Source organism: Sutcliffiella horikoshii, from assembly GCF_019931755.1.
GTDB lineage: Bacteria > Bacillota > Bacilli > Bacillales > Bacillaceae_I > Sutcliffiella_A > Sutcliffiella_A horikoshii_E.
Genome location: NZ_CP082918.1, coordinates 1,689,133 through 1,710,438, shown reverse-complemented (window position 1 = coordinate 1,710,438; position 21,306 = coordinate 1,689,133). Strand labels below are relative to the sequence as shown.

General features: G+C 39.3%; 25 protein-coding genes. 5 read left to right on the top strand and 20 right to left on the bottom strand.

The features are described 5' to 3' along the window. Positions 1 to 9: 9 nt before the first annotated feature. The 3 genes from K7887_RS08720 to K7887_RS08710 form a co-directional block, all read right to left on the bottom strand. Complete coding sequence (locus K7887_RS08720) at positions 10 to 1,764, bottom strand: ABC transporter ATP-binding protein (RefSeq protein ID WP_223493184.1); 1,755 nt, start codon at positions 1,762 to 1,764, stop codon at positions 10 to 12. 287 nt (positions 1,765 to 2,051) lie between these two features. After that, the gene (locus tag K7887_RS08715) at positions 2,052 to 2,501 is read right to left on the bottom strand and encodes a redoxin domain-containing protein (RefSeq protein ID WP_223493183.1); all 450 of its coding nucleotides are present in this window, start codon (positions 2,499 to 2,501) and stop codon (positions 2,052 to 2,054) included. Positions 2,502 to 2,584: 83 nt separating this feature from the next. After that, positions 2,585 to 3,127 (bottom strand): peroxiredoxin, encoded by a 543-nt coding sequence (locus tag K7887_RS08710; RefSeq protein ID WP_010192747.1) that lies wholly within the window; start codon positions 3,125 to 3,127, stop codon positions 2,585 to 2,587. 369 nt (positions 3,128 to 3,496) lie between these two features. Here K7887_RS08710 and K7887_RS08705 point away from each other — a divergent pair, with 369 nt between their 5' ends. Continuing rightward, on the top strand, positions 3,497 to 4,336 hold the full coding sequence (locus K7887_RS08705) for a mechanosensitive ion channel family protein (RefSeq protein WP_223493182.1): 840 nt from the start codon (positions 3,497 to 3,499) through the stop codon (positions 4,334 to 4,336). 59 nt (positions 4,337 to 4,395) lie between these two features. Here the strand turns inward: K7887_RS08705 and K7887_RS08700 are convergent, their stop codons facing one another. The 5 genes from K7887_RS08700 to K7887_RS08680 all read right to left on the bottom strand — a co-directional run bounded on the left by K7887_RS08700 (position 4,396) and on the right by K7887_RS08680 (position 8,542). Next, the gene (locus tag K7887_RS08700) at positions 4,396 to 4,641 is read right to left on the bottom strand and encodes a YkuS family protein (RefSeq protein WP_010192741.1); all 246 of its coding nucleotides are present in this window, start codon (positions 4,639 to 4,641) and stop codon (positions 4,396 to 4,398) included. Positions 4,642 to 4,712: 71 nt separating this feature from the next. Further along, positions 4,713 to 5,843: an N-acetyldiaminopimelate deacetylase gene (locus tag K7887_RS08695; RefSeq protein WP_223493181.1), complete on the bottom strand. Its 1,131-nt coding sequence runs from the start codon at positions 5,841 to 5,843 to the stop codon at positions 4,713 to 4,715. A gap of 68 nt (positions 5,844 to 5,911) precedes the next feature. Further along, on the bottom strand, positions 5,912 to 6,622 hold the full coding sequence (gene dapD, locus K7887_RS08690) for a 2,3,4,5-tetrahydropyridine-2,6-dicarboxylate N-acetyltransferase (protein WP_223493180.1): 711 nt from the start codon (positions 6,620 to 6,622) through the stop codon (positions 5,912 to 5,914). Positions 6,623 to 6,731: 109 nt separating this feature from the next. Then, the gene (locus tag K7887_RS08685; RefSeq protein WP_223493179.1) at positions 6,732 to 7,568 is read right to left on the bottom strand and encodes a DUF368 domain-containing protein; all 837 of its coding nucleotides are present in this window, start codon (positions 7,566 to 7,568) and stop codon (positions 6,732 to 6,734) included. Between the two features lie 95 nt (positions 7,569 to 7,663). Further along, complete coding sequence (locus K7887_RS08680) at positions 7,664 to 8,542, bottom strand: transcriptional regulator CcpC (RefSeq protein WP_223493178.1); 879 nt, start codon at positions 8,540 to 8,542, stop codon at positions 7,664 to 7,666. A 122-nt stretch (positions 8,543 to 8,664) separates the two neighbouring features. Between K7887_RS08680 and K7887_RS08675 the strand changes: the two genes are divergently transcribed. After that, complete coding sequence (locus K7887_RS08675; protein WP_223493176.1) at positions 8,665 to 9,405, top strand: sulfite exporter TauE/SafE family protein; 741 nt, start codon at positions 8,665 to 8,667, stop codon at positions 9,403 to 9,405. Between the two features lie 35 nt (positions 9,406 to 9,440). Here K7887_RS08675 and K7887_RS08670 read toward each other — a convergent pair whose 3' ends face one another. From K7887_RS08670 to K7887_RS08640, 7 genes are all read right to left on the bottom strand, one after another. Next, the gene (locus tag K7887_RS08670; protein WP_223493175.1) at positions 9,441 to 10,967 is read right to left on the bottom strand and encodes an MDR family MFS transporter; all 1,527 of its coding nucleotides are present in this window, start codon (positions 10,965 to 10,967) and stop codon (positions 9,441 to 9,443) included. 387 nt (positions 10,968 to 11,354) lie between these two features. Then, positions 11,355 to 11,816 (bottom strand): cyclic-di-AMP-binding protein CbpB, encoded by a 462-nt coding sequence (gene cbpB / locus K7887_RS08665; RefSeq protein ID WP_223493174.1) that lies wholly within the window; start codon positions 11,814 to 11,816, stop codon positions 11,355 to 11,357. Positions 11,817 to 12,359: 543 nt separating this feature from the next. Next, positions 12,360 to 12,530, bottom strand: coding sequence for an antirepressor AbbA (gene abbA, locus K7887_RS08660; RefSeq protein ID WP_010192724.1), 171 nt, complete (start codon positions 12,528 to 12,530; stop codon positions 12,360 to 12,362). 32 nt (positions 12,531 to 12,562) lie between these two features. Next, positions 12,563 to 13,081 (bottom strand): ribonuclease H-like YkuK family protein, encoded by a 519-nt coding sequence (locus tag K7887_RS08655; protein ID WP_223493173.1) that lies wholly within the window; start codon positions 13,079 to 13,081, stop codon positions 12,563 to 12,565. Positions 13,082 to 13,677: 596 nt separating this feature from the next. After that, complete coding sequence (locus K7887_RS08650; protein WP_168864073.1) at positions 13,678 to 13,821, bottom strand: hypothetical protein; 144 nt, start codon at positions 13,819 to 13,821, stop codon at positions 13,678 to 13,680. A gap of 14 nt (positions 13,822 to 13,835) precedes the next feature. Then, on the bottom strand, positions 13,836 to 14,222 hold the full coding sequence (locus K7887_RS08645; RefSeq protein ID WP_223493172.1) for a YueI family protein: 387 nt from the start codon (positions 14,220 to 14,222) through the stop codon (positions 13,836 to 13,838). A gap of 43 nt (positions 14,223 to 14,265) precedes the next feature. Beyond that, positions 14,266 to 14,505, bottom strand: coding sequence for a YkuJ family protein (locus tag K7887_RS08640; RefSeq protein WP_010192712.1), 240 nt, complete (start codon positions 14,503 to 14,505; stop codon positions 14,266 to 14,268). Positions 14,506 to 14,722: 217 nt separating this feature from the next. Here K7887_RS08640 and K7887_RS08635 point away from each other — a divergent pair, with 217 nt between their 5' ends. Next, the gene (locus tag K7887_RS08635) at positions 14,723 to 14,959 is read left to right on the top strand and encodes a glutaredoxin domain-containing protein (RefSeq protein ID WP_010192709.1); all 237 of its coding nucleotides are present in this window, start codon (positions 14,723 to 14,725) and stop codon (positions 14,957 to 14,959) included. Positions 14,960 to 15,079: 120 nt separating this feature from the next. On the opposite strand, the gene K7887_RS08630 is transcribed toward K7887_RS08635, so the two are convergent. The 5 genes from K7887_RS08630 to fadH form a co-directional block, all read right to left on the bottom strand. Continuing rightward, on the bottom strand, positions 15,080 to 15,760 hold the full coding sequence (locus K7887_RS08630) for a DUF3993 domain-containing protein (RefSeq protein ID WP_223493171.1): 681 nt from the start codon (positions 15,758 to 15,760) through the stop codon (positions 15,080 to 15,082). 186 nt (positions 15,761 to 15,946) lie between these two features. Continuing rightward, complete coding sequence (locus tag K7887_RS08625; protein WP_223493170.1) at positions 15,947 to 16,204, bottom strand: hypothetical protein; 258 nt, start codon at positions 16,202 to 16,204, stop codon at positions 15,947 to 15,949. Between the two features lie 44 nt (positions 16,205 to 16,248). Beyond that, a complete protein-coding gene (locus K7887_RS08620; protein WP_223493169.1) occupies positions 16,249 to 17,466 on the bottom strand; it encodes an EAL domain-containing protein in 1,218 nt (405 codons plus the stop codon). 85 nt (positions 17,467 to 17,551) lie between these two features. Then, the gene (locus tag K7887_RS08615) at positions 17,552 to 18,124 is read right to left on the bottom strand and encodes a LysM peptidoglycan-binding domain-containing protein (protein WP_223493167.1); all 573 of its coding nucleotides are present in this window, start codon (positions 18,122 to 18,124) and stop codon (positions 17,552 to 17,554) included. 264 nt (positions 18,125 to 18,388) lie between these two features. After that, positions 18,389 to 19,156 (bottom strand): 2,4-dienoyl-CoA reductase, encoded by a 768-nt coding sequence (gene fadH, locus K7887_RS08610; protein ID WP_223493166.1) that lies wholly within the window; start codon positions 19,154 to 19,156, stop codon positions 18,389 to 18,391. A gap of 178 nt (positions 19,157 to 19,334) precedes the next feature. On the opposite strand from fadH, the gene K7887_RS08605 reads away from it, so the two are divergent. Both K7887_RS08605 and K7887_RS08600 read left to right on the top strand, forming a co-directional pair. Next, positions 19,335 to 20,195, top strand: a complete 861-nt coding sequence (locus K7887_RS08605) for a metallophosphoesterase (protein WP_223493165.1) — start codon at positions 19,335 to 19,337, stop codon at positions 20,193 to 20,195. Between the two features lie 521 nt (positions 20,196 to 20,716). Next, a complete protein-coding gene (locus K7887_RS08600; protein ID WP_223493164.1) occupies positions 20,717 to 21,217 on the top strand; it encodes a L,D-transpeptidase family protein in 501 nt (166 codons plus the stop codon). Positions 21,218 to 21,306: the final 89 nt, after the last annotated feature.

The window sequence follows — 21,306 nt, the reverse complement described above, 5'->3', positions numbered from 1 at the left end:
CACCTGCCTTCAGTTAGTCTGAGCTTCCAAAACCGTTTTTTGGTCCTTGTACTGGATATCATAAATTCTTCGATATGCCCCGTTCTTTTGGACAAGCTCGTCATGTGTACCGCGCTCCACTACTTTTCCTTCTTCTAACACGATGATTTCATCGGCATGTTTAAGTGAGGAAATACGGTGCGCAATGATAAATGTTGTTCTGCCAGCCAATGCAGCCTTTAATTCTCTTTGTATATTAAACTCGGTTTGCATATCCACTGCACTTGTTGCATCATCCAACACTAAGATACTTGGATCAAGAATCAACGCACGAGCGATCGCAATACGTTGTTTCTGACCGCCAGAAAGCCCCATTCCACGTTCACCAAGCATCGTGTCATAGCCGTCAGGAAGTTCCATGATAAATTCATGCGCCTGCGCCATTTTTGCAGCTCGAACGATATCGTCCATGGAAGCATTCGGTCGGCCGTATGCAATATTAGATTTAATAGTGGAAGAAAATAAGAAGGATTCCTGAAGCACAAATCCGATTTGATTTCGAAGTGAGTACAACGAGTATTTATTTACTTCTTCCCCATCAATTAAAATGCGGCCGGACTGCGGCTCATAAAATCTTGTGATAAGCTGAGTGATACTTGTTTTCCCGGACCCTGTTGCACCGATTAACCCGATCTGCTTTCCTGGAGTCGCGTCAAACGATACATTTTCAAGCGCGGTTTTATCCTCATTTGGATAACTGAATGTAACATCCTCAAACGTTACATGCCCCTTTAAGTTCGGTACATCTTTTGCATCTGGTGCATCTTGAATGTCCTCTTCTGCTTCTAAAATCTCCAATAAACGTTCTCCGGAAGCTTTTGCTTGTGAGAACTGATTGATGACAAATCCTAAGTTTGCAATCGGCCAAACAATATACCAGACCAAGCTGAAAAACGCTACGAGAGCCCCCTCTGATAATTGACCAGTAATTACTAAGTAACCTCCAAACCCAAGAAGCCCCACCACACAGGCATTTCCAATGAACTCCATCAGCGGGAAGAACTTTGCCCAAACATTCGAAGTGGAAATATATTTATCTTTGTAGTCCACATTGGAATCATTGAACTTATTAATTTGATAATCTTCACGAGATAAAGATTTGACCGTATTGATTCCGCTGATATTCTCTTGTACATTCGTGTTCAGTTTACCGAATGACTTACGAATCCCACGGAATGCCGGGTGAACCCTTTTATCGAAACGGTACGTGACAAATGCCAGAAAAGGCATAGCCAGTAATGTGACAAAAGTTAAAGCTACTGAATAATAGAACATTAAGCCCAAACTAATGGTTACTAACAACACGAATCGGATCAATTCGGCAAATCCAAATGATAAGAAAAACCTGAATCCTTCAACATCCGCTGTCAGTCTTGACATCAAGTCCCCAGTCTTCGCATTATCATAATAGCGAAACGGCAGGAATTGCAGTTTTTCGTACAGTTCATTTCTTAAGCGGTATACCGATCGGATTCCGAACAGGTCACCTAAAAACTGATTGAAATACGTAAATAACCCCTTTAATGCCATGATTCCAATGAATCCAAGTGCAATATATGGTACGTATTGGAATTGTTGTTTTTCAATAACTTCATCAATGGTCACCTGTAAAATAACAGGATAGATGACAGTGATGACCGTTACTAAAAGCAAAAATATCAATGATATATAGAAATTTTTGCGATAAGGCCAGTAAAACTCTTTAAGCTTCTTAAAAGTCTCCACATGTATTCCCTCCCTTTGTTAACTCATGCTGGAAAATATAAGATAGTATCTAATATATCGAGTTTCGAAATATTTATCCAGTCTTTTTTGGAAAAATTTAAATTATTTATACTATTATTTTATTAGGTTACGTAAGACATGGTAAGTGACAGGAAGACGGATGTTTTCTACATCTTTAGTCGGAGATAAGTGAACAACTTTAGAGTATATGAAAGAGGAAATGCGAATAGAATCTGCGCACAAAAAGAAAAGGGTCGCCCATCAAGGCAACCCTTTGTCATGTTTTCTTATTTTTCCATTTCACCTAATACACGGTTTACACGTTTTTCTAGCATCTTCATTCCGCTGCCTCCAGCTTGGAAGTGACGAAGATTACCTTCTGCATCAAATACATAGTATGCCGGAACATACTGATTTTCAAATACATCTGTCAATTTATGTTCGCTGTCCACGAAAATGGGCTGTGTGATATCATGTTCACTAGCCGTTTTCTTAATAGAGTCAAGATTCAAATCGTCCTCAGAGCGTGGCATATGAACAGCTATTACATTCAATTTATCTTTGTAGTTGTCGCGGAACTCATTCACTTGCGGCATCGCTTCTTTACATAAATGGCAGCTAACAGACCAGAAATGGATTAGAGTTGGCTTATCTCCAATTAGGTCTTCTCTTGTCACCTGTCCGTTCAACCATTCAGTTGCGCCTGTCAATTCAGGCATTGGGGAGCGTAATTTCATCCTAATAACCTCCTATTAATATCTATGTAGTGCAAAGAAAAGGCCTAACGAAAACGTTAGACCTTATTCTAGGTTGCATCAAATTATAATGTAGCTTGTCCAGGCTTCCAGTTAGCTGGGCAAAGTCCGCCAGTTTGTAATGCTTGAAGTACACGAAGTGTTTCTTCTACATCACGGCCGATGTTGTTGTGGAATACTGTTTGGTATTGTAGTTCGCCTTCTGGGCTGATGATGTATAATCCACGTAGCGCGATACCTTCGTCTTCAATAAGAACACCGTAGTCGCGAGATACAACATGGTTAGTGTCAGCAGCTAAAGGATATCTTAATTCGCCAAGACCGTTGTCTTTGCGATCTGTATTGATCCATGCTAAGTGAGTGTGGATAGTATCAGTAGATACTCCAATGATTTCTGCATCTAAGTCTTCGAACTCTTCGTAACGATCAGACATTGCAGTGATTTCAGTCGGGCAAACGAACGTGAAATCCATTGGATAGAAGAAAAGTACTGTCCACTTATCGTTTTTCATATTTTCTTCTAAGCTTACTTTTCCAAATTCTTTGTTTGGTAATACAGCGTCCATTTCAAAACGTGGAGCTTGTTTACCTACCATGCGTTCTGCCATTTGTAAATCCCTCCAAGTTGTAATTTCAAATGAGAATATTAATAATTAATTCTCATTTAGTTTTTTAATCAACATCAACTATTATAAACCACTCTTTATTTTTAGTCAATGTTAAATGATAATTAATTTAATTAAGGAATTAGATAAAAATGTTCTTTTATCCAATTTCACCTTGTTGGTATTCCCTTTATAAAGAGTGATGATAAATGGGAATTTTTTCTCACTTCTAATACTACCATTCTTTCCTTGGAGAACAAAATAATAAGCTTAATCATCCGTTTTCCTTAAATCATTTGGTTTTCGTAAACGAATCCTTTATAATGCCTTATTAGAGCACACATAATTTAATTGGAAGGGAGTAATATTTAAATGGTATTTGACTTATCAGATATTGATTTCTATGCAATATTAACAGCATTAGGTATTCTTTTTCTGAAGCTTATTGTGATCCTCATCGTTTATGCGATTGTAAAATCCATTGGAACCAAAATTATTACGCGTGCATTTGCTAGAGCGACTCAAAAACAGGGGATTTCGCCTGGCAGGGCAAAAACATTGGAGAAGCTGACTGTTAATATTTTTACATATGCTTTAATCTTTTTCCTTGTCATTATGGTACTTGAAAATGTATTTGCCGTTGAAACAACTGCTATTCTAGCAGGTGCAGGGGTTGTAGGTCTTGCCATTGGATTCGGTGCCCAGGGAATTGTCAGCGATGTTGTTACTGGCTTCTTTCTTCTATTAGAAAAACAAGTCGATGTAGATGATTATGTGACAACTGCCGGTTTTTCAGGAATTGTAGAAGAAGTTGGGCTCCGCACAACTAAAATCAGGGATTTCGATGGTTCCTTGCATTATGTGCCAAACCGCGAAATTTCCAATCTGACCAACCACTCAAGAGGCAACATGAGAGCATTGGTTGATATCGGCATCTCCTATGATGATAATATCGACCAAGCAATCGAAGTGATGCAGCACGTCTGTGAACAGGTTGCAGCAGAAGACGAAACAATTATTGAAGGTCCAAATGTAGTAGGTGTTCAAGGTCTTGGCGCTTCTGATGTGGTCATTCGAATCATCGCGAAAACGGAGAACATGCAACAGTGGGCGGTAGAGCGTAAGTTACGAAAAACCCTTAAAGAAGCACTTGATGCAAATGGCATTGAAATCCCGTTTCCTCATCAAGTGTATATTGAGAAAAAGGATTAAACTACTTAAAGGAAATCAACAGTTTCTCCATCAAAAAAAGAGCCATCTCGGCTCTTTTTTTAATGGTTGATTCTGCTTTCCACCTGTTGGCAAATCTGATCAGCTGTCATTCCGCTAGCTTCAATTACAGAACCAGCAGTGACACTATTGGAGATACCCATTACATTATTGTCGATTCCCGTCACAACGCAGCAGTCACAGCCCTTTGCGTCGTTTTCATTCGTTAATTGAACAACATCGTAACCTTTTTGTTGCAACGCTTGTTGAACATCTGTTAAGGATTGTTCTACACCGATTTTTGGCATATGTAATCCACCTCCTCTTTGTTAATTTGGCTTCTAAGCGCCAAATTATACAAGGGAGGAAAATAAATATGTCAGTTGGCTTTAAAATTGAAGTAAGAAATGATGATACTGATAGCCACACCGATAGCATCTTCGTTCGGATTCAATTTTGAATGATGCAGTCCATATGGGGATTCTGCGCCAAGCCAGAACATAAACCCTGGGATGTTCTCAATCATGTATCCATAATCTTCACCTGTCATTGCCTCTTTACATTCCACTACACGAACATTGGTGTTCTCCGATACATATTGCATGAACTCTTCGGTAAGTGCCGGATCATTATCCACCTGATGATACATACTGCCGTAATCAATGGTTGTTTGGCAGTTATACCCGACTTCCACACCATGGACAAGCGCTTCAATGCGTTCTTTGACCTTTTTCATACTTTCAACTGAAAGCGTACGGATAGTTCCTTCTAATCTGGCGCGCTCCGCAATGATGTTTTGAACGGTTCCTCCTGTTATTTTTCCAACTGTAATAACAGCACTGTCCAGTGGATCTACATTCCGGGCGATGACTGTCTGCAATTGGGTTACGAGTGAACACGCGGCAACCACCATATCATTTGTTTGGTGGGGATATGCAGCATGCCCGCCCCTGCCTTTTAAGTCGATAAAGAGTTCTGATGTATTTGCAAATAGAAGTCCCTGCTTGGTAGCAATCGTACCGACTGGATATTCAGGAGCGATGTGGAGAGCCACGATCATATCCGGTTTCCAGGCTTTAAAAATATCAGATTGAATCATTGGCAATGCACCACCTGGACCCTCTTCAGCTGGTTGAAACATGAATAGTATGTTATCTGTTGCAGGATATTGAGAAAAGTGCGTAAGGATCCCGAGAGCGATACTCATATGCATATCATGACCGCATGCATGCATCATTCCTTCATGTAAAGAAGGGAAAGGTAAACCCGTTTCCTCTTGGATTGGCAAGCCATCAATGTCTGCTCTGTAACCAATCGTTTTAGTGGGATTGGTCCCCTGGACTTTTACAAAAATCCCAGTTTCCCATGTTTTAATTTCTATATGATCCTGAGGAAGGTTCTGAATATAACTCAGCAAATATCCTTGTGTTTTTGTTTCTTGAAATCCCTTTTCCGGAATTTGATGTAGGTCTCTTCTTATCTGTATAAAGGGATTGATTAGATTTGACACGACAATTCCTCTCTTTCTAAGAAAAAGACGTGGAGTTAAGCACCCACGCCTTTTTCTTTTCTTCTTTATTATAACTGACGAAGTTCTTGTTTAATTTCCGTTTTGGACTTCGTTTTTTCATCAATGTCTTTAATTTTTCTTGCAGGCGTTCCAGCAACCACCGTGTATGGTGCCACATCATCAATAACGATGGCTCCAGCAGCTACAACTGCACCTTTTCCAACGGTTACGCCTTCTAATACTACTGCATTAGCGCCAATTACTACATCGTCTTCGATGACAACAGGCTTAGCGGAAGGTGGCTCGATTACACCAGCAAGAACTGTACCCGCACCGATGTGACAGTTTTTCCCGACAGTAGCGCGTCCACCAAGTACCACATTCATATCAATCATCGTACCTTCTCCAACTACGGATCCGATATTGATGGAAGCACCCATCATGATGACAGCATTGTCTCCGATTTCCACTTGGTCACGGATAATTGCGCCTGGCTCAATACGAGCTTTTACACCCTTCATATCAAGAAGAGGAATGGCAGAGTTGCGACGGTCGTTCTCCACCACATAGTCTTCAATTTTCGCTTCATTCTCTTTAAGAGCCACTTCGATTTCAGCCCACTCGCCGAATACAACTCCGCTATTGCCATTTAAGAAAGTTTTTGAAGAAGCACCAAAGTTGATCCCTTCAACGTCACCTTTCACATAAACCTTTACAGGTGTAGATTTAGTACTGTTTTGAATAAAAGAAATAATCTCGTTTGCATCCATCATTTTCATTATGTAGTTCCTCCTAAAACAATAAGTCTTTATCCCTTTACTCTATCAAACAACGAAAAGTGTGACAAGTAAAAAAATTATACAATTTTTCGCAAAAAGAAAGAGAGACTTATTCCGTCTCTCTTTTGGCAACCATTTTTTCGTTTGTGCGTGCGATAAATTGAACCACTATCAACCCAATGATGAAGGTAATGATGCTAATTACATTTGCAAGCATGCTTTGGGAGAAGCCTGGGAAAACGATTAGCGTCGAACCCATCACAAGTCCAATGATAGCTGCAAAAGTTATTTTTGGAAAATGCTCTAGAACATATTTAATCAGTTTACTTGAAATGATAAATCCAACAGCAACTCCCGCACCGATAGTAAGAATGATAGGGATATTGATATCTTTCAGTGCCGCGATCGCTGTGGTGTAGAAACCAAGAATCAATAATACCATCGACCCGCTGATACCAGGTAAAAGCATCGTCATACTGGCAATCCAGCCGGCAAAAAATAGACTGATTGCAGATCCAACAGTTAACGTTTCGATAACCGGTCTTGTGGATTCCTGCAAAAATGCCATAGATCCTACCAAAACGAGGGAGAGTAAAAGTGCAAAATAATGTTGTGCTTTAAATGTCTGTAACATATTAGATTCTTTAGCTAGTAAAGGTAAAACTCCAATAATTAATCCTAAAAACAAGAACATGGTCGGTTGTGGATAGGTATGTAACAAGTAATCGAGTAGATGACTGAAAATTAACAATGCACCTACAATACCAATACCTAAAGGAATTAGGAACTTTAGATGTTTTAACCAATCTCTGCTGAAAATCCCGCTTATCGCCTCGATAAGGCGGTCGTAAATCCCTAGGATAAATGCAATCGTTCCTCCACTTACACCAGGTATCACATCACTGATACCCATCAACATGCCGCGAAAAATATTTTTCCATTCCATATAAATTCGTTCCACCTTAAAGTTCAGTCTAGTATCTCAAAGTTTTATATTACTATTTCTTATAAAGATAATCCAATATTATCTCAATCGTTTTATTAAATTCCTCCATGATGATATTCTTCTAGTACTTCTAGAAATGCCTCTACTTGTTTTAGATTGAAGGAAGACTCATATCCTATTAACCAAGTATCCCTGTGCAAGTTGGACACTTCATCTTCTTCAAGCGGAATTTTTTTGATGTTATCATAATCATCCTGCAAGGTAATGGACGGCAAGATTGCATAGCCGATTCCATTCAACGCCATCTGTTTGCATGTCTCAATTTGATCTACTACAATTGTGCGCTTTGGAGGTGCCTGAAATTTCTTATGCCACCATACTTGGATTTCTTGATAATAGGTCGAATCACTCTTGAATTGGATAAACGGGCGCTCTGTAAGTTCAAGTTCAGAAAGCTCTTTTATTTCCGTATCTACGAGGTAAAGTTTATCTCTGAGCAGATGTTTCTTTACCCCTTTCCATTCAGGATTTCCGCGGATAATCCCCAGGTGAACTTCATCTTCATATAAACTTTTGACAATATCACTACTCCAACCTGTAACGAGAGAGACTTTCGCATTTGGATATTTTTGAATAAATCTCTTCAATACTTTAGGCAGCCAATATTGCCCTATGATGGTGGCCACTGCAATTTTCAGGGTCCCGTAAATTTCTTTATCCAAAGAAGTAATATCTTCTCTTACCTTCGCTTCTTTTGTCAGTACCTCTTCGGCAAATTCCACAATTTTTTCTCCAGCTGGTGTAATTAGTAATCCTTTTTGCGTTCTGATAAATATTTTCGTATTCCAATTTTTTTCAATGGATTGCAGTCTTTGTGATAAAGCAGGTTGGGAAACAAATAAGCGTTCAGATGCTTTTCTCATATTTTTTTCTTTTGCCAATACCGATAAAATTTGAAATTCTGATGTGTTCATAAACTACCCTCAATATAAGTTTTTCTTATAGTATATCTTAATTTTAATGTCATTTCATTATGACTTTTAAAAGCATACAATGAAGTAGCAACATAAAGTAATGTTGAAAGAAGGCGACATCAATGGAAACACCATACTACTACCTTACATTGATTGGTTTTATCGCAACATTCGTGGGTACCCTTGGAGGAGGCGGCGGCCTTATTAATTTGCCTTCTATGCTACTTTTGGGAGTACCTATTCACACCGCGATTGCCGCAAACAAGTTTTCAAATTCTTTTAGTTCATTTACTAGCTTTTACACGATATGGAAAAAGCAACAAGTTCAATTGAAGCTTGGTTTATCCATTGTGCCTTTTACTATCATTGGAGGCATCAGTGGTGCATTGCTGGCCTCCTTTCTTACAGAGGAAGTTTTGCTGAAAGTTGCTTTGGTGTTGTTGATCATTGCCACCATTCTAAATATCGTAAAATCGAATTTAAGAAAAACAGAAAAAACAGGAACTCCTACCCCGCTTTTTTATCCAACTTATATAGGTATTGGCGCCTTTGATGGTTTATTCGGTCCGGGGCAAGCCACTCTGCTTATGCATTCCTTTTTAAATGCTGGACATTCTTTTCTTACCAGCATTGGACTCACAAGGCTCCAAACTTTTGCAAGCTGCACGGTCTCATTTTGGGTTTACTTCTCCATGGGGTATTTCGATTGGAGGGTCGGAGTGGCCTTGGGGTTAGGCTCTTTTGTAGGTGCTCAAACTGCAATTAAACTGGCTAACAGGCTGGCTATTCTTCCTTGGCAGAAGATACTTAGTGCATTTTCTATTTTTCTCATAGTCTATTTGTCTATAAAAATTATTCTGTAATAAAAGAAAAAACGGCAACTCTTAAGTTATTATCCTTAAGAGTTGCCGCTTTCTTCATTTTTCTTAGGCAAGAGCAAAATTAATAAAAAGCTGATGACCGCAAATCCTGCAACTACTAGGTAAACTGTCTGAAGTGCGGATGTTAATCCATCCTGAAGCAATACCCTCATGGATTCTGAAAGTTGATTGCGCTGCTCCTCATTAAGAAGGAGCGTCGTTGAATCTAAAGAAAATTGATCTAAAGCACCATTTTCCCGCAAATGCTCCTGGATTCTCGAGTTCAAAATTCCACCTAACAGTGCTGCTCCAATGGTGCTTCCCAGTGTTCGCATAAACATATTGGATGCTGTTGCGACTCCTCGTTTTTGCCAAGGAACGGTACTTTGTATAGAGACGATGAAGGCAGTTGTTGAAAAACCCATTCCGACTCCAATCATGAACGAGCCAAATGCTGCCCAGACTGGACCATCATCAGGGCTTAACGTCATGAAAATGATGCTTCCAAGTATCAGTGCAACTCCCCCAATAATGGAAGTCGTCCTGAAACCTATTTTTAACAAAAGCCTTCCTGCTATCATTGCAGCGATCGGCCACCCAATGGACATGGTAGTCAAGGTGAAACCCGCAACAATGGGAGGCCTCTCCATGACACCTTGTACAAATGCCGGTAAGAAACTAGAAATACCTATTAACATGACACCCGTTGTCAATGATGTGGTATTGGCAATTAGGATAGACCGTTCCTGCCAAATATCAAACGGCATCATCGGATCTTTCGCTCTCTTTTCTTGCAGAATAAAGAATATAAAAGTTATAACGGCTAAGGCAATAAGGTTAAATACAGGAGCTGAAATCCACTCCCACCTTACACCGCCTTCCACCATGACAAGCATGAATGAACTTACAGATACAAATAACAAGCCTGCTCCTGCATAGTCGATGGAGTGTTTCTTCTTTTCCACTCCCTCATGCAGAAAGAGATACAGACCGATAATGGCTAATATGCCTAAAGGGATATTTACCCAGAATACAAATCTCCAGCTTACATACTGAACAAGCAATCCGCCTATAGCAGGTCCCAAGATTGCAGAAATTCCCCATACACTCGATAAATACCCTTGTATTTTTGCACGTTCCTCTTTTGTGTACATATCTCCCACTATAGTGGAGGCAATCGGCATAACAGCTCCTGCACCGAAACCTTGAATAAATCGAAACACGATTAACATTTCAATGGAAGTAGCCATTCCGCATAATAAAGATCCAATTAAAAAGACAATGATTCCAAATGTAAGGATAGGTTTTCTACCAAACAGGTCCGACAGTTTGCCATATATCAAAACCGTCACAGCATTCATCAATAAATAGGAAGAAAATACCCAACTGTATAAAGAGAATCCCCCAAGATCTGCAGCAATCGCCGGCATGGCTGTGGATACAATCGTCGCTTCTATAGCCGCCATGAACATTGCAAGCATGATTGCAGCTAACACCAATGGCTTCTTCGTTTTGTTTTGTGAGGCTTGTTTCACTTCTTGCCTCTCGAGCGTAGCAGTTCCCATATCTTTCCCTTCTCTCTCTATTGTTTAACTGTAAAAATTCTTGGTGTGCTTGCTTATATTTCGTGACTCTATGTAAATTGTACCTTTTAACGGAATTAATGCAACCTTCAACTTTTTATTGAGCTACTTTGGCATCGTTCTCCTCGTTCGATGACAAAACTCTATTTTATTGAGCTACTTTGGCATCGTTCTCCTCGTTTGATGACAAAACTCGATTTTATTGAGCTACTTTGGCATCGTTCTCCTCGTTCGATGACAAAACTCTATTTTATCGAGCTACTTTGGCATCGTTCTCCTCGTTCGATGACAAAACTCTATTTTATCGAGCTACTTTGGCATCGTTCTCTTCGTTCGAAGACAAAAAAACTCCTGTAACAAAAAAAGACCCTATGCTTCCGGGTCTTTTTTCGTTTCATTCGTTTGAAAATGTGTATTCAATCTATCTAAGATTGTACGACGGGTCAGTATACCTTCAAATACATCGTTTTCATCTTGAACACAGACAAAAGGATGGTCTACTAAAAGTTCCAATCCCTTTTCCACTGTAGCTGTTACATTTAAACAAGGAAGTTCTTTATTCATCACATCTTCGACAATCATATGCTCAAGTTTATCAAATTCAATTCGCTCTAATCCAAGTATAGAATCCATAATGTGGGTAGTGCTGACAAGACCATGTAACCTATATTTAGGATCTAGAACAGGAACAGCTGTATATCCTGTTTTAGTAAGAACCAGTAAGGCGTGTTCCAAATTATTCTTTACTTGTACATGTGCCACCCGTTCGGCTGGAATAATTAAATCTTTAATGGTTGCTCCTAATACTTTACTACTTTGGAGGCTGATCATAAATGTTCTTCCTCTCTTTATTTACTCTCTAATACTATATGCCGCTTTGTGTAATTGACCAATATCATTGTAGCACAAATATGACTTGGACTCGAATTTTAACCGATAGAAAATATTCGCCTTTCTTCGACACTGCTAATTTAGGCATATACAAGTATAGATAGTTTTTGGGGTTCGCGTTGCATATTGGACGAGACACAGCGATGAAGACCTCTCTCTACCTGATTTCTACCCGCTAAGGTCCTCATAACGGTTATGAAGACTTCTCTCTACCTATTTTCTCCCCACTAAGGTCTTCATAACGGTTATGAAGACTTCTCTCTACCTAAATTTAACCCACTGAGGTCCTCATAACAGCGATGAAGACTTCTCTCTACCTAAATTTTACCCACTGAGGTCCTCATAACAGCGATGAAGACTTCTCTCTACCTTATTCCTCCCCACTAAGATCCTCATAACAGCGATGAAGATCTTCCTCTGATTACCGAAAACTAAACAACAAAAAAACTGCCCTTCATAAGGCAGCTACAGGAAGATATCCCGCTAAGAGATTTTATCATACAATTCAATCAGTTTTTGATAGGTTCTAGTCTCAAGTTCCTTTTCCCCTACCTCTATATCATTTATTTCACTGATTACCAATTCTTTGGCCACGTCAGTTGATATCAATAAGGTTACCAGCAGATCCTTTTCCTCTTGAGTTAAAGTCACCATTGCACCATTTTCACTCCTTTACATGATTGGTTTTACTTTGTATAGCGGTTTGCATAACAAAAGGCTGTATATGCATCCGGCTTTATCTTGGCATCCAAGCCCATGGCCGTAATCCGACCTGTCATTTCCTGTATGAAATCTTTTGTAGCACCTTTTTGCCCAATATCGAGATGAATTTCAAAATGGAAATCCGCACCATGCTCCAAATGCGGCAGTAATAGATCTTGTATCTTTTCCAATTTTTCCATTGTAAATAACATCGCGATTTCTTGACTTAAAGCAGTCTCAAGCGAAATTTTTTCATGTAGGCTTCTAATGGCTCTATTTACGATGTATGGCCTTACACAACCCCAAGCACCCTTACCAACACGATGCAGATGCACTGCAGTCATGAATTTGGTTTCCTGTTGATGTACATGTGAATCTGTACCGATAGATAGTAAGTATGGGGCCCTCACGTCTTTTTGGATAAACAAAAGGAGCTTTTCATAAGCTTGTTCAAAAGTAAGGTAGCCGTGGGTAATATTAATAAACTTGCTGGGGTTATCCATTTATCCACTTCCTTTTCCGTACTTTCCCTTATACTTATATGTTCCTTTCTCCCAAAAAAGTAGTGTTTTCTTCGTTCAAGCTGTTTGGATGACAAATATATCTACATTATTGTCGCGATAATCAAAAATTTATACGTAACTTCCAATGATTTTTCAGGTCCTTTTTAATCTAAAATCATTCATTAGGTGATTGATTAATCCGCTGTTCCTTTCCGCAAATGGCTGCGCTTTCCGCGGGGCGACCTTGAGCCTCCTCGCATTCGCTGCGGGGTCTCAACATTGCCGCTACTCCCCCGCAGGAGTCTTCGCCATTTGCTCCATTCCACAGCTAGGAATTACATGAGCAAAAGGTTAAGCTTTTACGTTATTTAGATTAGACTGCTTTCTAAACTTACGGTGAATGGATTAACCTTGTTGATTGGAGTGGAAGGCGCGCAGACGCCCGCGGGAGGAAGGGACAGTTGAGACCCCGCAACGGAGTGAGGAGGCTCACGGACCGCCCGCAGGCAAGCGAAGCGCCTGGAACGGAAATCAATGGTATACTTTCTTATCCTTTTAAAGACATAAAAAAACCAGGCTGCGGAGACCCAGCCTGGTTAACCTTTACTCGTTTGGATTTGTGACTTCGAATACGCACAATGTGGGCATCGATACATGACATTTTGATTTGAATGGGCAGTAAGTACTTTATCCATTTCTTCTTCGCGATTGCACTTTGGACAGTGAACCGTTGGCATCATGTAAACCACTCCTACTATAAATGTCGTTGAAACTCTTCCTTTGTAACAAAGATATCTTCTTTATCAATTGCTGTAGGACTAGAAAGGACTAGCCCAATATTGGTAGAGGACGCTTTATCGTCGACAATGGTAAAGGGGATATTGTTTTCATTAGCAATACGAATATATTTGGAAAGATGCATATAATCCAAATCCCCATCAAGATACAGCTTGGAAGAAGGGTATCTTTTCATTAACTCTGCAATGGGCTTATAAGGTTTTTGCTGGATCACTTGGCCGTTTGTCAACGCAAGAATAATTCGCTCACGAAGCTGTGAAAGATATTCTCTTCTCTCACTAGGCTTTGTTTCCGGTGTTCCTTTTAGCCCTCTATCTATATAATCATCAATGTTTTTACCCATGTAACTTCCCTCCATTTTGAAATACCGGGTTTCCCTGGAATTCTTAGTGGATCAGGTCGAATATTTCAATGGCAATCATATCAATATTGTCAAATTGATATGTTTTAGGGTTTTCCCCTTTTAGAAATACTTCCAATTCATATGTATTGGTCTTGTCGAAGAATTTCACGCTGCACACTTTTTCTCCATTTACTTCAAAAAAGCGCTGTGCCGGTTCATTTCCTGCTTCTGATGTTTCCTTTAAATCATTCAATCTTTTTACAATCCCTACTAATAGTGACATGTAACAACTCTCCTTCTATTCCTTCCTACCTATATCATTCACCTTGTTTTGTAAGGCCATTCGTTTTTTTGTACAAAACCTTTCAATATCCGGTAAAATAAAAGTTAGGAATACAAATTTATAATAGTGTTCGAACATAACTTCCCTTTTATTGTAGTCTAAAATGACGAATAAAACATGCGAAGTTGTGAATTTTTTCTTACGAGGAGCTGTATTCATGAATATAACCGTCTATACTCAACCTGATTGTCCCCCGTGTCAGGTGGTAAAACAATTCTTAACACACCATAATATCTCCTATAAGGTGATTGACATCTCTGAGAACCTAGAAGCTAGAGATTATTTAGTACATGAATTACAGTCTTATTCCACTCCTACTGTAACAGTCGATGAGCAGGTTGTAAAAGGATTTGACCTGTCAAAACTGCAAAATTTATTAGGCATAGAGGAATAAGTAATTGTTCTAATTTCGCAAGAGAATACATCATACCACTAATAGGATGGTAGAAGAAAGCATTTTATTAATTCCCACTAAAAAAAAGAGCACCTCTTTCACGCTCTTTTTTTAGTGGTATTATCTTGTCACAAGAAAGCTCTTCTGATTAAAATCTTGAAGTAAATGAGAAGCCATCATCGGGATTGTTACTGGTAAGGAATGAAAAAAGGGATATGCAAACATTCCAAATGGATAAATTCTATTTAAACTAACATCTGTCTTGGAGAATGTGTTGACTATAGAGACTTCTCGTTCATTTTCATTGCTTTTCACAAAATCAGGCATTTCATATTCAAACCCATAGTCTTTCACGATCCAGCCTGTGGATGTTTCTTGTAGCTTTACATACTCATAGTGGTCATCATAAAGACTAGGCATATCCTCATCGGAAGCGAAGAATTCATAAACAATTATCTCACCATCTTTGCCTTTCACCACTTTCGTTTCTTCATCATAGCTAAAGAATGGAATGTAATATGCGGGAAAGTCGGTTCCGTAGGTTATATAGCCTGCTTCTTCTTTAAATAGATGTTCTTTCTGGAAAGATTGTTGATACTCTTTTGTAAAATACGGATCTAATATCTGATCAATTTCCTCTAACGAATGATGTTTTTCTCCCAGGGAAAGCTGTGATTGAAACGCATCTTTCAAAAAGGAATATACTTCTTGGTCTCCAGGGGATTGTTCAGCACTGGCATAACTTGATCCGAAAAATATAATGGTTATAATGGCAATAATTCCTGACATATTTTTAAGCAATCCATTCTCCTCCTCAGATGATGTGTTCTAATTGTATCAAGAACAGAGCGGACAAGGGTTCGAAACCGTTCGTAAAATTACGTTGAAAACTGACAAATTATTCACTCTCTTTACCACTACCCTTCTGACTCAACTCCAAACACAAAAACCCCTTACAATTTCTGCAAGGGGCTTACTTTATTATACTCAGTTAGTACGTAAAGCAGCATAGACGATATACATCAATATTAATACAGCTGCTACTAAATAGGCCAAAAAAACCGGATTCCTAAGCACATGATGATCTTGAACTTTTTCACTAATGGAAGAATCTTGGGTTGTTGCCTGTGTATCTGCTTGACGTCCAATTTTATACGTATAGACCATCGCACCAGCAACAATAATTAATGCTAGAATTGCCAGAATAAAATCAAAAGATCCCATTTCAATCACCTCACCGAGCATACTATACTCTTAAGGTAAACAAACGGATAAATTCTATTCATTGCTTATAAAAGATCCTGGTTTTCATATAAATACTCATAAGAAATATCCACATAGAGGAACCGATTTTGTGTAATAAGACAAGAATAGGTGCGAACACTTTCACCTGACTCAATATCACTGTACAAGTCCGATAATATTCCTTTTTTCTCCATGCTCATTTTCATGACATGTTCAAGAAAATAAGGTCTCCAACTCCAGTTTTTCCCTTTATAAGTCCTGTTTGCTTTCCACTTTCCATTATCTTTCAAGAGATTGGAGGAGAGTTGGAATCCATTTTCATCACAAACATACATACGAAAGCTAATGTTTGTAAGTTCGTCTGCGATAGATTGCAACCATTCATCATATTCTTCTAGGTTATGCCCTTTCAAAATAAGTGGCTGAAGTCTAGTTTGAAGCATTCCGGTAAATTGGTGTATGGCATGTAATTTCCTTTTTTCATATCGAATAAACTGCTGGAACTTTTCTACAAGAACTTCCTTTGCATGGTTAATGTCAATAAAGAACGGTCCAGGTTTATGCAAATAGTAACCCTGATAGTACCTTCCACCATTTCTCCAAGCATACTGTAATTGAAACGATGCTTCCATATTCTCATACATCAACGCAGCTCCTATTTTTCTAGATAGGATGGACAATGAATGCAAGATATCTTGATGAGCTGCAACTTCATATGATTGACGCAGGATTTCTAAGTTAACCTTTAGTATGTTAGGGTTCAAGCGTCCAATTCGATCCATATTTGCACCGTCATCCCCGATGTTTGCTACAGAAAGTTGGATACCGTAAGTCCTATAGTAATTGAAAAGATGCTGAAGAAATTCTTCCCCTTCCTTAGAAGAACGTTCATCTACTTCAATTACAATATTCTCAAGCTTTAACCCTTTTGGAACATATGTCAAAAGGAGTTCAAGCAAGGATTCACCCTGATCCTCCAAAAGAAGTTCTGCATTTTGATTAAAAAATAACTTTAACGTGCAATCTTGCTCGGTATAATAGGTTAAAGCTTTATTTATGATAACTTTATCCACTTCGAGCTGGTATTCCCCAGGCACTGAATTGTCGCGAAAAAATGCCCCTAAACTTTTCACATCACCGTTCTCCATCTCAAATCTTCCAAGCACTTCATACCCAATTATTTCTTGGGCATCGGCACTGAAAATTGCTTGATAATAAGGGGTGACCTTTTCGATATTTGTCATAATATCAAGTGGATCCATCTCGTTCTCCCCTTTGTCTTGTTTGGAACGATTATATCATGATACAGCGCAATTTATGACGCGAAAATAAAAAGGTGACGCTATTTTATTTCAACCTTTTTGGGATCTTTAGTTCTTGTCCGATTTTCAAGCAGTCCGTTTCCAATTTGTTTAATTGCCTAATTGAATCACGTGAAATGTCATATCTTTGGGCAATTTTCAGCAAACTATCTGAAGTTACCACTGTGTGGAGATAGCACGGTACCTTAAGATTCATACCTATAAATAAAGAGTCATCTTCCATATTATTTACTTGTCTTAAGGTTTTTTCGTCCATTGAAAATTTTGCCGCTATGTCTCTTAACGTGTCATTTTGTTTCACTTTGTAATTACCGCAAGCCGGACCTTCCAAAAATTCTCTTGTGGCTCCATTCTTTTCATCCAGTACAGCGATCAGAAATTGTTGAAATTTCACTCGATAGCTATTGACAACCGTCCCTTTGGGCAACACTTCTGATGCCAATTTTCTTGCTGAATCCAGTAGATTTTTTCTTTTTGATAGTTTTTCATGGTTGCTGGCGTATTCGACGGAAAACTCATAGAATGCTTCTGTTGGGTTTATATAGACGGTCAGTTCTTTATTTTCTTCATCCCAATCATATTTGTAATAGATGCTCATTGTGTTTCCTCCTTGTTGCTTTTGCTTAGTATGAGCAAAACCGGTATACAAGTATGAAAAAAAGCCCGGTAAAGCAATATAAAAAATTGCTTTACTCGAGCTATTACCTTTCTTACAACCGCTGTTAATTTCCGCAAATGGCTTCGCTTTCCGCGGGGCGACCTTGAGCCTCCTCACAACGCTTCAGGGGTCTCAACATTGCCGCTACTCCCCCGCAGGAGTCTTCGCCTTTTGCTCCAATTAACAGCTATAAATCACTATGACTTAAAACGGAAATGGTTGTAGCCATTGTCCGCCGTCCATGGTTACGCATTCTCCATTTATGTAGGCGGCTTTTTCGGAGCTAAGGAAGAATGCTAATTCTGCGATTTCTTCAGGTGTTCCAAAACGTTTCAACGGGACACTTTCCGCAACTTTTTTAGCCTCTTCCTCCGATTGCATCAATTTGTCTGCCCCGCCAGTTCTTTCGATTGGTCCTGGAGCAATTGCGTTCACTCGGATTCCGTATTTGGTTCCCCACTCAACCGCAAGGGTTCTTGTAAGGGAAAGGACTCCTGCTTTGGCTGCAGCAGAATGCACCACACCTGCTCCTGCATTCCAGGCATAAGTGGCTACCATGTTAATCATGCTGCCTTTAACATTCCGTTGCATCCAATAATTACCCACTGCAGAGCTACAATAAAACGTTCCATTCAAGACGATGTCAATGACAGATTTCCACCCATTAACAGATAATTTTTCGGCCGGGCAGATAAAGTTTCCAGCTGCATTGTTGACAAGCACATCGATTCTACCAAATGCTTCGTCCGTCAACTTAACCATTCTCTCCACATGCTCAGGCTCCCTTACATCCATCTGAACGGTCAAGACTTCGCCATCATGTCCCTCAATCTCCGCTTTGGCTTGCGCAAGTCGATCAAGATCACGACCGGTAATCACCACATTGTAACCTTCTTGAGCGAACTTCAAAGCCATATATTTCCCCATACCGCTAGAGCCACCAGTAACGATGACAACTTTCTTTTCTCCCATAAAATCTCCCCCAATCCTATGTCTCTATACTATTCTAACCTAATATTCAAAATAATTAAAATGTTTTATAAAATTTATACAAAAAGTTTCCATATAAAAGTAGAAAGATAGAAAGAGAAATTCACCTCTAAAAGGTGCTATAATGGTTGATATTATGATAGGTAAGGTTGGTATATATATGAGTAAAATAACGAGACGAGGCTTTTTTAAACGAATCTTTACAATAGTATTCACCGTTTTACTGACAACTGGTGCAGGCTATTTTTATGCTAGATATATAGAACCAAAGCAAATGAACAAATTAAAACATACGATTAAGCACCCTAATATCCCTAAAAGTTTTTCCGGAATAAAGATTGCTCAATTTTCTGATACGCATGTTGGCCATCATTTCGGGCAAGCAGAGTTAGAAAAAGTAGTACGTCTGATTAATGAAGAGGAACCGGATATTGTCTTTTTTACAGGAGATTTAATGGACAACCCGTTAGAGTACGATGGCTCCTACAACCTTATAAATATTTTGAAACAAATCAAGGCTCCACTTGGAAAATTTGCGATTTATGGAAACCACGATCATGGAGGATATGGAACAGAGACGTATGAGGAAATAATGGAGACTTCCGGTTTCACCGTGTTAAAAAACGAGAATACGACAATAGAATTAATAGACAAAAGCATAATATACATTGCTGGTGTGGATGATTTGATGCTAGGGAGACCTGATTTCAATGAAACTCTGCGTGCTATTCCTGAAGACGCTTATACAATATTATTGGCTCATGAAGGGGATGCAGCTGACTCAATAGCAGAGCAGTTTCATGTAAATCTGCAACTTTCTGGTCACTCCCATGGAGGACAAGTGCAGATTCCGTTTTTCGGTCCGCTCATTACTCCTCCTTTAGGATCCAAGTTTTATGAAGGTTTTTATCATTTGGATGATTTAACCTTATATGTGAATAAAGGTCTGGGTACTACTAGAGAACCTTATCGCTTTTTGGCCCCGCCTGAAATTGCATTTTTTACTTTAGAACGCCGATAAATGGGCTACTCGGTACAAGCGCAACCCATTTAACATTGCCATACCTTATAGAGACCCTATAAAGGAGGCATATGTCTATGTATCGAAACTACCCGAATAACAGATTTATTGGAGGATTAGGTTTCGGGTTTCCTTTTTTTCCGTTTTTAGGGGGATTGGCAGTAGGTTCTCTTTTAGCTCCTAGACCTTTTTACCCACCATACCCTTATTATGGACCATATCCAGGACCGTACCCAAGACCGTATCCACCTTATCCTTATTATAGATAATGGATTGATTGTAACTTAAAGCCGCTGCTCACTATGCATCGGCTTTTTTAAGATAACTGTTACACACCGCTGTTGATTTCCGCAAACGGCTTCGCTTTCCACGGGGCGACCTTGAGCCTCCTCGGGCTGCGCCCTGCGGGGTCTCAACATTGTCGCTACTCCCCCGCTGGAGTCTTCGCCTTTTGCTCCAATCAACAGCTATAAAACTCTAAAATGCTTGTTAACATATTTATTATGAAAGAGGTGAGTGTGGTGGCTGTACATGTTGTGAGGCGTGGGGAAACGCTTAGTTCTATTTCGTTGGATTATCGGCGGCCATTAGCGGAGATTTTGGCGGTAAATTCCATATCAAACCCTAATGTAATATATCCTGGTCAGCAAATCATCATTCCCGGTCTGCCTGATGCAAATACCATCCCCTATTCCATCGAAATATCCATTGCAAACAGAAAGTTGGTCCTAAAGGAAAACGGGACCATCATTAAAACATATCCCATCGCAGTAGGCAGGATGCTCTTTGAGACACCTGTAGGAAATTATATTATCGTAAACCGACAACCTAACCCTGGTGGTCCATTTGGCGCAATGTGGCTCTCCCTCTCTAAATTATCTTATGGAATTCACGGAACGAATGATCCAAGCTCTATTGGAAATGCTGTCTCTCGCGGATGTGTCCGTATGTATAACCAAGATGTCCTTCAACTTGCATCAATAGTACCTAATGGGACTCGTGTTCAAATTCGCCCTCAATAACATTTACTTTCCATATCCAACAAATTTACTAGAACATACCGTTAAGATTGATTATAATTGTACTAGAAATATTTAGTGATAAAGGAAGG